Raw genomic sequence first — 14927 nt, forward strand, 5'->3', positions numbered from 1 at the left:
CAGTGGGCGTGGGAGTCGGCGTTGGTGTGGGCGATTTCGAAATTGAAGCCGATTGCGTGGCGCCCGCTTGCGAGATTGTCGGGCTGGCGCCACCGCAAGCCGAGAGGGAAAGTGCTGCAGTTACTGACGTGATTGCAGCAAGGACTTGGAAGGTTGCTTTCCGAAATTTAGAAAAGTCGTGCGACGCGTGCTTTGTGGCCCCAGTGTTTTTAGGCGCGCGAGTATTCATTTATGCCCCCGTGAATTTGCTTTTGATGCGAATGTCAGCAGATTCTAGCATCGGAAATGCAGGAAAAGTAAGGGTTGTCCACATAGGCAAAGGGGCCCCTTGACTTGAGCCAAGAACAAAGGGTGAGAAGCTCCATTTAGAACATATATTCGATCTTTGTAAATATTCTTCGAATAAATATCCACATGTGTCAGGTTCTCCCTAGAGGTGGCTGTGAGGTCCCCGTAGCGTCTAAATCACGAGACCATCGCAAGGAGAACCATGCAGAACCTGCCATCGCCAAACCGCACCTTCCCGGATTCCGGGCAACACGTAGGCGTCGCGGACGCACACGGAGATGGAGAACAAAACCCCATGTGGATGCACGGAGGCACCCTTCCGCCAACACTGAGTTTCCCCAAATCACCACGTAGACGCCGGCTCCTGAATCTACCGTTGCCCTTGGAAAGAGGTTCGCAAAACAGCTTTGGGGAGCTTCATGGGGTCGATTCGTCTGGACGTAGCACCACCTAGGGGCAGGAGAGTGCTGGATTAGCGCGTCAGAGAAAGTTGGATCGCGATTGTTCGAACAAGAGGTTCGGCGAACCCTGGATTATGTTGCTCGCGGAATGATGGTTCGGATCGTGGGTGCGCCTGGTTCCGGCCGCACAAGCGTCGTGCAGAAAGTCATTGCCGAGCTGGAGAAAACCGGTGCCACGGTCTATTCCATTTCGGGTCTACGATCACATCGCGGAATTCCGTTCGGCGGAATATATAGCTTGAGCCTGGACATTCGAATAGGTCAACTGGGCGTACTAGGTGTCGCGGACACGCTGACGGGCCGGCTTTCCAGGCCAGGGGAGCGCGTGCTTGTTGTCGACGACCCCGAGTTCATTGACCCGGAAACCTTAGCTGTACTGGATTCAGTCCGGCGCAGGACAAAGCGGCCCATGATCGTGACCATGAGTGAATCTTCCCTCTACTCGAAGAGGAAGCCCCCGGTCCTTAGCTCCGGCCCGGAAGCAAGGGTTCAGCTGAATCCGCTTCGCTACGAGCAAGTGAACGAACTCCTCACCGAGATACTGGGAGCTCCTGCAGATGCGGACACTACTGCCCGCATCCTCACGAAATCCGCGGGAAACCCCCACCTCGTGGTTCGCATCGCCGAAACTGCTTCCCTCAGCGACCTGATTGCCTTCCACCATGGTCAATGGCACATGACCGGCGACACCTTGTGGAACGAGCACCTCGATGGCACGGTGGAGTCTCTGCTTGAAGGGCTTGAAGCTGACGAGCTCACCGGCCTTCAAACCATGGCTATCGCGGGCACTGCGCCTCTGGATGTGCTGCAGCAAGTAGTCCACTCCGATGTCCTGGACAGGCTTGAACAGCGCGGATTCGTTTCAGTCATCGAGGATGTGAACAACAACGTCTGCGCTGCGATGACGCCGCCTGTCCTTGCCGACTATTTCCGCGGCCAAAGAGTGCTCACCAGCCGGCGGGTCCTCAAGAATCGAATCACAAGGACCTTGAGTGCAGCGCCACAGGATGACCACGTTGATGGCACTCCGGCCGATTCGCTGACGAGGTCTCTGTCTGCGCTTCGCCTTGAACGGAGGTCCGACGACGCAGCCGCCGCGCGCCATTTCCATGAACAAATCTCGGCCCTGGAGCGACACCGCTACGAAGCGTGGGATGCCGAGAAGACCGTATCGAACGCGGTGGGACTGCTGAGTGTCTATTGGGGTTCACCTCTTGAACCATCGAGAATTGAGCGTGTTCTTTCCCGGACCAGGACCTCGGAAGGAGACCAGTCCGAACTGCTGTTCCTGGCGGTGACAAAGGCGCTTTGGTCCCTCTATTCCGGCAAAGGATTGGATCTTGCCGCCGCCGCCCTCAGGACCTTCGCGAAGGAACACCCCGAATGGTCTGCCGAGGCTGAAGCTGCGGAACTTTTCCTCGTGGCCTCATACGATCGAATGCCCCAGAATCTTGACGAGATCTTCGCTCGGCTCCAGGAGGGTCATCCTCACAGCGCGGTCATAGCCTGCATCCGTGGCATTCTGGAGCTTTACCGCTTGAACCCCTCCGAAGCACTCAAAGCCATCGACTCGACGGCAGGTTTCAAGGGCCTTCCACGGATCGAACCATTCATCCGGGGACTCGCGTTGTTCAGCTCGGGGCGGATTGACGAGTCAATTGTCTATACGCTTGGCCAACGCATGGAGGCCCGCCGCAATTTGGATCAACTCGGTATGGTTTCCAGCACGTATATCGCTGCCCAGGCCCTTGTATACCGTGGCTATTTCGACGAGGCGGAATACCTGATGAGCAGTGTCTTCGCCATGGGGCGTCCGGGGCTTCTGGCGGATTCCCTCCATGGCGCCATGCTCCGGCTCGCCGGACTGCGGACGGCGACGGCTTCGATCTCGCCCGCTGCGACCCTCGCAACCCAGGCGCGGCGCGAAACCGAAGACGTCGGCCCACTCCCGGGGACTGCAAAAGGGGTTTACCAGCTCGTCGCCGCTCGTCCCCTCCTCCCGGCAGTTTTCGATCGAAAAGCGGCGCACCTCATTCAACAGCAGCTGGAACGTGGCTACGTCCTCGAGGCAGTGCATTCTGCGATTCTCTTCGTCTGCCTGCTTCCCGGCAGTAAGACCCTCGAGCTCCTTCGCCGGACCTTGAAGGAGCATGCCGCAACTTCACACGATCAGCTCGTAGCCATTGCCGCCGCGGTGGTGGAGGAAGACCACCCATTGCTCGGGGCGCTGCTCCAACAATATGAACCCGACGCAGACTTCTACCAGGTACGGATGCTGCTCCGGGGTGCGTTCAAACGGTATGCATTCGTGGACGACACGATAGGGGCAGCCGCGATGGAGCGAGCCTATGCCATGTTTGCCACACGATTTCCGTCCGCAGACGAGCCCCTCGCATTCAATTCCGGAAGCTACTCTCCTCTCACAGTGCGGGAAATTGAGATAGCCGCCCTGGCCGGCCATCGCTCCAACCCCGAGATCGCCGAACACCTGGGAATCAGTATCAGGACCGTGGAAAGCCACATTTCCAACGCGCTCCGAAAGACGGGAAGCCCGTCGCGGGCAGCACTCTTTGACCTTGTCCGGGAGACGTCCCCGTTCCGTGAGAAGCGCGTCCAGGATCCATGAATTAGTGGCGTTCGGAATTGTTCGACGGATCATTGTTCTGGACCGAGTCCATGAAGGCCACAATGGTGAGAACCGCAAGACCGAGCGCACAGACGGCGGCAATGACCGACGTCGCGCCCTGGAACGGGACAACTATTTCCGGGCTGAGAGCCGCCGCGTTGGCAAAACCAGCAACGGCGAAAACGGCTGCTTTGAGCGGCAGCCATTTCCGGGCCGGGCTGAAGGCCGCAATCAGTGGCGCGGCCATGCCGAGGATAACGAGGACGGCGACCGTCGTGTTCTTCACGGCGAGCGGATCAATATTGGAGAGGCCTTCCGGGGAAGGAGAGGTCCAAATGAGGCCGCCGGAAATGCCTGAGAGCACACCGACCATGAGGCCCATCATTCGTGAAGAAGGCTGTAGAGCTGAGTAGTCATTGAGAATTTCTGGCCGTGGGTGGTGTTAGAAGAATGTGGTGGTCCCCTCCTCAAAGGAAGCAATCCACAGTTCAGATTCTCTCCATGAAACAGGGCTTCTACGTGTAAAAATGGGCAAAATCAGTGTGCCTAAGCGGTTTCTCCGTGTGGATTGGGCCGATTTAGGTGGTCGGAACGGACGGTCTGCGTGTGGAGGAGCGCTGTGCGAAACGATGTGCCCCATGCTCCCGGACGGAGCTCCGTGGCCGTACTGTGTTGTTGAGTGGTCCGTTCACCGGAGGGCAACGAATCCGTGGACGAGCGCACTGGAGAGCCTCTGGAAGGAGCCAAAACCCCATGAATAAGGCGATTATCGTTTGTCCGAATTGCGGCACGTCAAATCGGGTTCCGGCGGCCTCCGCGGGCAAGCCTCGGTGCGGGAACTGTCGCCACTGGTTGCCCTGGATCGTCGACGCCGGCGACGAGGACTTCCGACTCGTGGCCGAAGAGTCTTCTGTCCCGGTCCTCGTTGATTTCTGGGCTGTTTGGTGCGGTCCCTGCCGCACGGTGAGCCCGGTGCTGGACCAGCTGGCGCGCGAACGTGCAGGGAATCTGAAACTGGTCCGAGTTGACGTGGATCAGGCACCCCGGTTGTCTTCCCGCTTCGGCATTCAAGCCATCCCCACCTTGATGGTCCTCATCGACGGAAAGATCGTGGCCCGGCAAGCCGGCGCTGCCCCGGCGCAAGCGTTACGTTCGTGGCTGGACGGGGCGATTGCTCGGGTGAGCTAAAAACCGCCGCCGCCAAGCCAGGCTCACCCCCGCCTCGACGGCGCCTTTCCCGGCGAACCTACAATGAACGGCCGTGTATTGACCGGTTCGACGGGGAGGGCTGCCGGCTTCACCGCGGCTGCCTGCTTCACTTCAGCGATCGGCTCCAAGGGCTCGGCGCAAGAACCCGTTCCGAGCCCGCGAACCGTCCAACCTTGCGCCTGCCACACCCCGGCGTCCAGCACGTTCCGCGCGTCCAGCACCATCCGGCGTCGTACGATGGATCCGGCAGCGGCGGGTGACAGGGCACGGTACTCGTCCCACTCTGTCAGCAGCAGCACCAGCTCGGCGCCTTCCAACGCGCGGGTCGTAGACGCTTCGAAGCGGAGCTGTGGGTAGCGCATCCAGGCGTTGTTGATGGCCTTGGGGTCGGTCACGGTCACGTGGGCGCCGGCCGCGGCGAGCTGGAGTGCGACGTCCAGGGCAGGGGAATCGCGGATGTCATCCGTGTCAGGCTTGAAGGCCGCGCCCAGCACGGTGACAGTGCGGCCGGACAGGAAGCCTTTGCACATGTCACGTGCGACGTCCACGGCGCGGGCGCGCTGGCCCAGATTCACGGAATCCACGACGCCCATCCACTCGTCAAGGGAAGGTACTGACAGCGCCTGCGCCTGCGCGCGGAACGAACGGATGTCCTTCGGCAAGCAGCCCCCGCCGAAGCCGAGGCCGGCGTGCAGGTACCTGTTGCCGATCCGAGGATCCAATCCCATCGCCTCGCTGAGCTCGGTGACGTCGGCCCCCGAGGCATCGCACAGTTCGGCAACGGCATTGATGAAGCTGAGCTTCGTGGCCAGGTAGGCATTCGACGCGGACTTGATGAGCTCGGCCGTCGCAAAGTTGCATACCAGCCGGGGGATACCGGCAGACACCAGCGGTTCGTACACGGCGTCGAGCACTGCTGTCACCGGGACGCCCGCGGCAGAATCCTTGCCGCCCGGCACTCCATACACCAGCCGATCCGGCACCAACGAGTCCTTTACTGCCGTGCTCTGGCGCAAGAACTCAGGGTTCCAGCCGAGCAGGACATCCGGTCTGCGGGCAAGGATTCCGCGGAGCATGTCCACTGTTCCCACGGGAACGGTGGACTTGCCGACGACGGCGGCCCCCCTCGCCAGATGGGGGAGGAGGCTCTTCGTGGCTGCGATCACGTAGGAGAGGTCGGCTGTATCCGACGTCTTGGACTGCGGGGTGCCCACGCACAGGAAGTGCGCTTGGGCGTCGGCGGCATCGGCGAAGTCCGTGGAGAAGCTGAGTCGCTTGGTGGCGAATCCGTCGCGAAGAAGTTCATCGAGACCGGGTTCGTGGAAGGGTGCGAAGCCCTTGTTCAGGTGGGCGACCTTCTGGGCGTCGACGTCGATGCCCACTACGGTGTGGCCCATCGACGCAAGCGTGGCGGCGTGTACCGCGCCGAGGTAGCCGCAGCCTACGACGGAGATTTTCATGCTGGGAGTCCTTTGTTGGAAGTCGCGGAAATTGTGGTGGGCTGGGCCGCGCCCAGCCGTGCCAGGTGGACATGTTCGGCTGATGGCTCGAGCAACGCCTCGCCGGCCGCTACTGCCTCGTAGTGCCGCACGAGTTGAGCGCTCAGCGCCGGCCACGTCCGGCCCTGGACCGAAGCGAGCGCCGCCGTTCCGAAGGCGCGGCGCTTCGCGTCGTCGCCCATCAGGTCCTGGGCGTACCCGCGCAACTGCGCGAGGTCTCCCGGTTCGTAAAGCCAGCCGGTGCGCGAGTTTTCGACGAGGTCCAGGGGACCGCCCCGGCCGGTGGCAACGACGGGAACGCCGGAAGCCATCGCCTCTTGGATGGTCTGGCAGAACGTCTCAAACTCGCCAGGATGAACGAAAAGGTCAAAGCCCGCCACCGCCTTGGCCAACTCGTCGCCGCCCAGGAACCCGGTGAAGACGGCGTTCGGCAGGGCCGCTTCGAGGGCGGAGCGTTGTGGACCGTCCCCCACAATGACAAGTCTGGTTCCCGGCAGATCCCGCAGAACGGCGAGGTCTTCCACTTGCTTCTCGATCGCGAGTCTGCCGACGTAGCCGATGATGCGCTCGCCGTTTGGTGCTATGGAGGCGCGCCACGCCTGCGAGCGCTTGGTGGGCGAGAACCGCGCGGTATCCACACCGCGCCGCCACATGCCCACCCTCAGGATCCCGCGGCCGCGCAACTGGTTGAGCGCGAACGTGGACGGGACCAGTGTCCGGTCTGCAAGAAGATGGATGTTGTCCACCCGTCCCCATGCCCAGTTCTCCAGCATGGGAAGGCCATACCGGGCGGCGTAGCTGGGGACCTCGGTTTGATAGATGGCCACTGTGGGAATGCCGAGTTGGTGCGCAGCCTGCACAGCCCGCCATCCGAGGACGAAAGGGGATGCAAGGTGGACCACGTCCGGTGCGTAGTCGGCAAGGATTCTCTTGACCCGGCTCACACCGCCCAACGCCACCCGCACATTGGTGTACCCGGCCAGGGGCACGGAGGGGAGCCGGTACACAAAGGCGCCGTTCACGACGTCCGGTACGGCAGTGTCCGACGTCGACGGCGCAATCACCATCACTTCGTCGCCGCGCTCTTCCAGATGCTCCAGCACCCGCAGGATGGAGTGGGTGACCCCGTTCATGAGCGGCAGGAATGACTCGGCAACGATAGCTATCCTCACTCCTCCACGGTGTGCCCGGAGGTTGGCGAAGCGGGGGAATGGGCGTGACGCTAGGGGGAAGGTTTGGTTAACAAACTGATGTTGATTCCCCGAGTAGAGGATCCGTAGCGCCGGAAAATTCGCCAATCTAGGTAATTACGGAGCTGAAAGACGGGTAGAAGTTACTCTTATTCCCCAATATCGGCTCGATTTACGGTGACACCATAGTGAACCTCGTGGCCATGACTGGGGCTTGTCCCGGGCACCGGGGTGTTTCGGCAAGAGGGCGATGACTGGGCGGCACGCCCCCGCATGCTGAACAACGCGGGGTGATGTCACTCCGCGCCGCCCGTACGTCCGGCCAGGCCGTTGCCTAGAATCGAGCCAGACTCTATGAAACTCTTCAACCGTACTCTCCAGGTTGACCAGCACCGGACGTTCAAAAGGACGCTCCCCGGTAAATGGTTCACCTGGTTCTCCACCGTTCTGGTGGTACTCGCATTCGCCGGTGTCACAACCGGAATCACCGCACCGGCAGCCCAAGCTGCCAACCCCACGGTGGTCACCCTGACGTTTGACGATGCAAATGCCGATCAACTCACCGCCGCCCAGACCATGCAGACCCTGGGGCTGACTGGTACTTTCTTCACGCCGTCCGGATTCATCAACAACCCCGGGTACCTGAGCACAGCGGACATGCAGGGCCTTGTGGCAAACGGCAATGAGATTGCCGGCCACACCGTTACGCACCCGGACCTGACCACCGTGACGTCGGATGAGGCAACTCGCCAGATTTGCAACGACAGGGTGAACCTCAGCAACCTGGGCTTCACCGTCACCGACTTTGCCTACCCCTTCGCCGCCGAGAACGCATCCGTCGAAACCATAGTCAAGAACTGTGGCTACAACAGCGCCAGGGGACTCGGCGACATCAAGACGCGGTTCAGTTGCGCCGGTTGCCCGGTGTCAGAGACCATTCCGCCCGCAAACGCCTACGATACGGCCGCTCCGGACGAGGTGGACAACACCTGGACGCTAGCCGACCTGCAGAAATCAGTCACCCAGGCTGAGCCCGTCGGTGGGTGGGTCCAGCTCACCTTCCACCATATTTCGAGCACCAGTACTGATCCGCTGAACATCACCCCCACCTTGTTCAACCAGTTCGCCACCTGGCTCAAGAGCCGCCCCGCGACCACCACGGTCAAAACGGTGAACCAAGTCATAGGCGGAACCGTCAAGCCGCTCGTCTCGGGACCGCCGGCACCCCCGGAGGGTACTGGCAACCTGATCAAGAACCCAAGCCTTGAAACCCTCACCAGCGGCGTGCCGCAATGTTGGGCAGCCGGAGGCTACGGTACCAACACCGCAACCTTCTCCACGGTCAAACCCGGGCACACAGGGAACGTGGCTGAAAAGCTGGTGGTCACCAACTACGTGGACGGCGACGCCAAGTTGTTGCCCACCCTTGACCTGGGAGGGTGCTCACCCACGGCCACAGCTGGGAACTCCTATTCCATAGGTGCCTGGTACAAGTCCACCACCAACACCCAGTTCGAGCTCTATTACCGGACCGGCATCGGCACGTGGAAGTACTGGACATCAAGTCCCTGGTTCTCAGCAGCCACGACCTTTCAAAAGGCCACGTGGACAACGCCTCCACTGCCGACCGGTGCGAGCGGCATCAGCTTCGGCTTGAACCTGTTCAGCAACGGCACCCTCACTACCGATGACTACGAGATGTTCGACGTCGGCACGCCGCCACCGCCTCCGCCGCCACCACCAGCCGGCGGCAACCTGGTACAAAACCCCAGCCTTGAAACGGCCGGTACGGGCTCGTTCCCACAGTGCTGGCAGGCCGGTGGATACGGCACCAACACCGCAACTTTCAGCACGGTAGCCACCGCACACACCGGCACCAAGGCCGAGAAGCTCACCATCACCGGTTATTCCAGCGGTGACGCGAAACTGCTTCCCACCATGGACACGAGTACCTGCCCGCCTGCGGGCGTCGCAGGACACACTTACTCGGTGCGTGTTTGGTACACCTCCACGGCCGTCACGCAGTTCGCTTTGTATTACCGTGACGCCTCAAACAACTGGGTGTATTGGACTTCCGGACCGTGGCTGGCTGCCGCTAGCGCCTACACGCAGGCAAGCTTCACGACGCCGGCACTCCCTGCCGGGGCCACTGCCATCAGTTTCGGGCTGAGCCTGTTCAGCAACGGCTCAGTCACCACGGATGACTACTCCATGTACGACACCGTGGGTGCTCCGCCGCTCGGCTGAGTTCCTGCATCAAGTGAAACGAACAATTGAGGGCGGCTATCCAGCCGCCCTCAATTGTTTATTTGGCCGGCCTCAGCACGTCCGGCAGCACGTCGACGAACACCGTCCCGGGCGGTTCGTAGTAGATGACAAGAACCTCATCACCCACGTCGAAAATACTGGTCTTGTCGAAAGGATGGGCGTGGAAAGCGTTCGTGCCGCCGTGGAACGGCAGCATGACTTCTCCCACAGTGCCCGGTCCAATACGGCCCGTAACCCTCCCGATCTTGCCGGTCAGGCTCCGATCAACCTCTCTGTGCATCGGCTTCCCTACGCGTCAGGGGCTTTGGCAGGCCGCTTCGGCGGTTCCTTGCCGTTCTTGAGCGCACCCGTGATCGATGGCAGGAAATTGCCCACCTGGGCCAGGATCCCGCCCACCATGTTGTTGAGGCCCTCGCCGCCGTTGAGGACAGTCAACTGGCCAACGTGGGCAAATGGTTCGGCCGCGGCTGCCACAATCGCAGGCATGTTCTCCGCAAGTTGTTGCGAGATGACGGCCTCTTGATTGGTTCCGAGCGCCTCGGCCCGGGCCTTGATGCCGTCCGCTTCCGCCAAGGACTTGGCCTTGATGGCGGAGGCCGCAGCATCACCACGGGCCCGGGTGGCCGCAGCTTCAGCTTCACCGGTGATCCTCGTCGCCCCCGCAATGGCGGCCGCAGCCGTGGCATTGGCCTGCGCTTCGACCTCCACCTTGCGGGCGTTCGCCTGGGCTTCGAGTTCCGTGCGCCGTGCCCGTGCTTCAGACCCGCTGATGTCGGCGGCCTTTTGGGCCTCCGCCTCCGTGCGTTGGGCGTAGGCCTTGGCATCGGCTGGCTTGCGGATGGACGTCTGGAGTTTTTGCTCCTCGCGGTCCGCCTCCAGCTTGGCGACTTCGGTTTCCTGGACCACCACTTGCTGACGCGCCGTGGCGTCGGCCAACGGACCAGCCTGCGCGGCGTTGGCCCGCGCAGTTTCGGCATTGGCCTGGGCCGCTGATTGCTTGATCGCCGAGATGCTCTGGGCATCGGCAATCTGGGCCGCCGCCTCGGCTTCCTTTTCCGCGGCTTCGCGGTTCCTGGTGGCCTCGGCGATGCGGGCCTCCATTTTGACCTGGGCAATATGCGGCTTCGCCAGGTTCTGGATATAGCCCGTTGGATCTTCGAGGTCTTTGATTTGCAAGGAATCAACCACCAGGCCGAGCTTTTCCATTTCGATTCCGCTGGCACTGCGGACCAACGAAGCGAGTTTGTCGCGCTCCCGAATGATCTCTTCCATGGTCATGCTGCCGATGATTGAGCGAAGGTGCCCTTCAAAGACGTTATAGACCTGGCTTTCCATTTTGGGCTGCTGACCGAGAAATCTCCTCGCGGCGTTTGCAATGAAGGGCGCGGCATCTCCAATTTTGTAAATAACCACGCCCTCCACAATCACTTGGATTCCTTGCGAGGTCACGCAGGATACCTGGAGTTCCGTCTCATTCAGCGTCAAAGACAACGTCCTGACCGTCTGGAGACCGGGAACCACCAAGGCGCCCTTTCCAGTGACGATTTTGAAATCCATTCCGTCCCTGGTGTCCAAACTTCCGCGGGTCAGCCCGGAAATGATCAATGCCTCGTTTGGTTCAGCCACCTTCCACATCAATTTGATGAGCAGCCTGATGACCGCAACGGCGACGATGACCCCAAATACCGTGACAAGAAGGGGGATATAAGCAACGAGGTCGAACATGACTGTCCTTTCAACGGCAAGCACTCAGGCGGCTCGTGTAGTCAGTCTGCTGCCGACTGCTTCAGGAGTCCAGCAATTTGTTTGCTTACAATTGACCCAACGTATGCTCCTATGCGCGCGTTCCCGCCAAGTGTTCCGCCACCTTGGCACTTACCGCCGGAACGCCGTCGCCGGCTTGACCGTACAGCCAGTCGTTGTACTGGAAGTCGCCGTCCTTGCGGCTCTTGAACAGCAGGTTTCGCAAGGTGCGGGCGAGGCCTGATACATGCCACGACTCGCCCCAGACGCGCGCCGTGCGCTGGACGCGGGCCGTGCGCGCTGCGCGGGCTGAGTTGAAATCGCCGATGGCCCGGTCCCAAGCACTCGTGTCCACGCCGTCGTCGGTGAAGACTGAACCAACGGTGGAGTCCTGCAGCACTGCGGCGTCTTCGAGCGCCTGGCAGGCGCCTTGGGCCAAGTACTGGAGCATGGGATGGGCGGCATCGCCCATTAGGACCAGGCGACCATCGATCCAGTTCTCGATGGGATCCCGATCGTACATGGGCCAGCGGATGCCGGTGGCAAGGTTCCCCAGCGCGGCCTGAACTGCAGGAATGCAGTCCTTGTATGCGGCCTGGAGTTCGTCCACGCCACCGTATTGCTCTTCCCCGCGCTCGAAGGAAGGCGACTTGAAGACAGCTACCGTGTTGAGCAGTTCGCCCTTGCGGAGCGGGTACTGCACCAGGTGGCAGTCAGGCCCGAGGTAGACGATGACGTCTTCGAGATCGTTCGCCGGGATATCGGGCGTGATGGGCACGGTTCCGCGGTAGGCGACGTACGACGACGACACTGGACCGTCTTGGGCAACAGCCTCGCGGAGGGTGGACTTGAGCCCGTCCGCCCCGATCACGACGTCGGCCTCGTACACCTCACCGCTCGCAGTGTGGGCTACGCCGCGGCCATTCACGGTCTCCACGGTTTCTACGAAGACGTCGTTCACCAAGCGGACGCCTGCCTCCTGGCAGGCCTCCAGCAGGATCCGGTGCAGGTCGCTGCGGTGGATCACCACGTACGGGGCGCCGTAGCGCTCTTCGAATTCCTGCCCGAGGGTCTGGCGGGTGAGTTCCTCGCCGGTCAGGGCGTCGCGGAATACCAAATGTTTGGGCTGGACTCCGATTTCCAGGGCCTTCTCCAGGAGGCCCCAGCGCTTCAGCACGCGGGAGGCGTTGGGAGCCATCTGCAGTCCGGCCCCCACTTCGCCGAATTCGGGTGCCCGCTCAACCAGCGTGACGTCGGCGCCGTTTGCGCGGAGCGCCAGGGCACCGGCCAATCCGGCCATTCCTCCGCCGACGACGAGGACTTCAGTGGACGGTTTACGGTCAGACATTGCTAGCTCCTACAGAGATGGTGTTTTGGGAAGTGCTCTTGGTGGACTTGATTTTGACGCTGATGGCTCCAATCAGGACGGCTGCGATGGCGGCCGCTCCGGCGAATGCCAGGAAGTTGGAGTTGACACCCAGGCCGGCCGCAAGAAGCAGACCGCCCACCTGGGGTGCGGCGACCGCGCCAATGCGGCCGACGCCAAGGGCCCACCCCAAGGCGGTGCCCCGCAAGTGCGCAGGGTAGTGGCTGGCCACTGCCGCGATGATGAGGCACTGGGTTCCGTGGGTGCCGATACCGGCCAGCACCAACATGACGTAGACGATCCCGACCGGCGGCCCCGCCACCAGGACGGCTAGCGCGACGGCGGCGACGGCGGCTGCCGCAATCGCCGTCGGGACCGGACCGAAGCGGGTTCCCGCCCAGGCGGTGGCCACCGAGCCGACGACGGCACCAAGGTTGAGTGCCAGCGCGAACGTCAGGGCGGAGCCGAGGTTGTATCCGGCCAGTTGCATGAGGTTCGGCAGCCAAGTGCCCAGGCCATACCAGGCGAAGAGGGTCGCGAGGGTGGAGACCGCGAATAGGACGCTCATACCGAGGTAAGGTGCCCGGAGCAGAGACTTGAAGCCTGCGGACTCTGTTTGCCGCGCATTCTTTGCAGCCGGCAGGGTCTCCGGGAGGAAGCGCATCCCCAGCGGTACCACCACGAGGAGTGCCACCGCAGCGACCAGGAACATGACTGGCCAACCGAAAGCGGGAATCAGCGGGATGCCGGCCAGTGCGGCAATCGTGCCGCCGATCGGAACACCGGACATCATCAACGTGGCAATGGTTGACCGCCATTTGGCGGGGACCAGCTCGGCAACCAGGGCATTCGCGGACGGGACCAGTCCGCCGAGACCAATGCCGGCCAGCAAGCGCAAGCCGCCGAAGACGAAGGCGTTCGGCGCGAAGGCGCACAAGATGGTGAAGATCGAAAACAGTGCAGCACAGGCGATGATGGTCCGGCGGCGCCCCCACGTGTCCGACATCCGGCCGGCGAAGATCGCTCCGATCATCATGCCGAGGAACGCCATCGAACCAACAGTGCCGGCGGTGGCCTTGGTGAGCCCCCAGCCTGTGTCGGTAATGAGGGACGACTGAACGGTGCCATAGACGATGAGGTCATAGCCGTCGAAAACCACCAGCAACCAGCAGACGAGCGCGGCGGCTGCGGAACGCTTGGAGAACCGGGCCGCCGCCTCGGTGGGGTGTTGAACGCCTTGTTGGGTCCGCTCCGGCGTCGCAGCGGAAGGTGTGTGATTCATCCCACCACTGTGTGGCCGCCGACCCGCGACTCCAATACAATTCTGTCGTGCAGAATCTTCCAGCTCGCAAGAAGCCGGCCTACTCCATTGAAGCTGTAGACAACGCCCTGCAACTCCTCCAGCTCTTGCGCGACGGCGGCAGCCTTCGGCTCAAGGACGCAGCCGCCGAACTGGAGGTCGCACCCTCCACCGCCCACAGGTTGCTGGCCATGTTGGTGTACCGGGGATTCGCGGTCCAGGACGAGACCCGGCGATACGTTCCCGGGCCAGCAATGGGTGTTGGACCGGCCGGACTCAGCTGGACCCGGCTGCTGCGCTCGCTGGCACAACCCCACATGGAGCTCTTGAGCGGCAGGATCAACGAGACCGTCAACCTCATGGTTCGGGTCGGCACCAAGGTGAGGTTTCTGGCCACGGTGGAAGGCACCAATGCCTTGCGCGTGGGGGACAGGCAGGGAACCGTGTTGCCAGCCAACAAAGCATCCGGCGGCAAGGCAATCCTGGCTGAGCTGGAGCCCGCGATGATTGAGCAATTGTTCCGCAGCCAGAACGCTGAGATTGGCGGGGACATGATTCCGGACGCGGAGTATCCTGCTTTCCTCCGTGAGCTTGAGAGTATCCGCAGCAACGGATTTGCGGCGAATTTCGAAGGCACCGAGGAAGGAATCAGCGCCTTGGGCATGGCCCTCCACAACAGGCACGGGGTTGCAGTAGGAGCCTTGAGCGTAGCGACCCCGGTGGCTAGGTTCCGTCGGCTCTTCGACGGCGGACTGGTGGGCATCATGCGGGAAACCCGGCGCCAATTGGAGATCGATATCGCTGCCAATCCGGCCGAACCCGAGCCCTAACCTTCCCAACTAGCTCGCAGTAGACGTCGTTTTGAGGGCCCATAGCGACATCTATTGCGAGCTAGTTGGGCCGGTGGGGACTGGGTGGGGCAAAGATTCTGCTGTACAGAATATGTTGGAGATCACCGTCCAGTCTCTCTAGGGTCT

At 61.9% G+C, this 14927-nt stretch carries 11 protein-coding genes; 4 read left to right on the forward strand and 7 right to left on the reverse strand.

Features of this window, described 5'->3' with window-relative positions; genetic code table 11:
- Positions 1 to 837: 837 nt before the first annotated feature.
- The gene (locus A3M3_RS0110700; RefSeq protein ID WP_081736774.1) at positions 838 to 3375 is read left to right on the forward strand and encodes a LuxR C-terminal-related transcriptional regulator; all 2538 of its coding nucleotides are present in this window, start codon (positions 838 to 840) and stop codon (positions 3373 to 3375) included.
- Between the two features lies 1 nt (position 3376).
- On the opposite strand, the gene A3M3_RS24705 is transcribed toward A3M3_RS0110700, so the two are convergent.
- On the reverse strand, positions 3377 to 3760 hold the full coding sequence (locus A3M3_RS24705; RefSeq protein ID WP_155854360.1) for a hypothetical protein: 384 nt from the start codon (positions 3758 to 3760) through the stop codon (positions 3377 to 3379).
- A 368-nt stretch (positions 3761 to 4128) separates the two neighbouring features.
- Between A3M3_RS24705 and trxA the strand changes: the two genes are divergently transcribed.
- The gene (trxA, locus tag A3M3_RS0110710) at positions 4129 to 4563 is read left to right on the forward strand and encodes a thioredoxin (RefSeq protein ID WP_028266317.1); all 435 of its coding nucleotides are present in this window, start codon (positions 4129 to 4131) and stop codon (positions 4561 to 4563) included.
- A gap of 23 nt (positions 4564 to 4586) precedes the next feature.
- Here the strand turns inward: trxA and A3M3_RS24710 are convergent, their stop codons facing one another.
- Both A3M3_RS24710 and A3M3_RS24715 read right to left on the reverse strand, forming a co-directional pair.
- Positions 4587 to 6044, reverse strand: coding sequence for a UDP-glucose dehydrogenase family protein (locus A3M3_RS24710; protein ID WP_081736775.1), 1458 nt, complete (start codon positions 6042 to 6044; stop codon positions 4587 to 4589).
- Positions 6041 to 7255 (reverse strand): glycosyltransferase family 4 protein, encoded by a 1215-nt coding sequence (locus A3M3_RS24715; protein ID WP_051423118.1) that lies wholly within the window; start codon positions 7253 to 7255, stop codon positions 6041 to 6043. Before A3M3_RS24715 ends, A3M3_RS24710 begins: the two co-directional genes overlap by 4 nt.
- Positions 7256 to 7627: 372 nt before the next feature.
- Here A3M3_RS24715 and A3M3_RS24720 point away from each other — a divergent pair, with 372 nt between their 5' ends.
- Positions 7628 to 9520, forward strand: a complete 1893-nt coding sequence (locus A3M3_RS24720) for a polysaccharide deacetylase family protein (RefSeq protein ID WP_081736776.1) — start codon at positions 7628 to 7630, stop codon at positions 9518 to 9520.
- 58 nt (positions 9521 to 9578) lie between these two features.
- Here A3M3_RS24720 and A3M3_RS0110730 read toward each other — a convergent pair whose 3' ends face one another.
- The 4 genes from A3M3_RS0110730 to A3M3_RS0110745 form a co-directional block, all read right to left on the reverse strand.
- A complete protein-coding gene (locus tag A3M3_RS0110730) occupies positions 9579 to 9821 on the reverse strand; it encodes a hypothetical protein (RefSeq protein WP_028266318.1) in 243 nt (80 codons plus the stop codon).
- A gap of 8 nt (positions 9822 to 9829) precedes the next feature.
- Entirely contained in the window at positions 9830 to 11266 is a 1437-nt protein-coding gene (locus A3M3_RS0110735; RefSeq protein WP_028266319.1) for a flotillin family protein, read from the reverse strand.
- Positions 11267 to 11375: 109 nt separating this feature from the next.
- On the reverse strand, positions 11376 to 12632 hold the full coding sequence (locus tag A3M3_RS0110740) for an FAD-dependent oxidoreductase (protein WP_028266320.1): 1257 nt from the start codon (positions 12630 to 12632) through the stop codon (positions 11376 to 11378).
- Entirely contained in the window at positions 12625 to 13932 is a 1308-nt protein-coding gene (locus tag A3M3_RS0110745) for an MFS transporter (RefSeq protein ID WP_028266321.1), read from the reverse strand. The genes A3M3_RS0110740 and A3M3_RS0110745 overlap by 8 nt, the downstream gene beginning before the upstream one ends.
- Positions 13933 to 13979: 47 nt before the next feature.
- Here A3M3_RS0110745 and A3M3_RS0110750 point away from each other — a divergent pair, with 47 nt between their 5' ends.
- Positions 13980 to 14780 (forward strand): IclR family transcriptional regulator, encoded by an 801-nt coding sequence (locus A3M3_RS0110750; protein ID WP_028266322.1) that lies wholly within the window; start codon positions 13980 to 13982, stop codon positions 14778 to 14780.
- Positions 14781 to 14927: the final 147 nt, after the last annotated feature.

Source organism: Arthrobacter sp. MA-N2 (assembly GCF_000517125.1).
GTDB lineage: Bacteria > Actinomycetota > Actinomycetes > Actinomycetales > Micrococcaceae > Arthrobacter > Arthrobacter methylotrophus.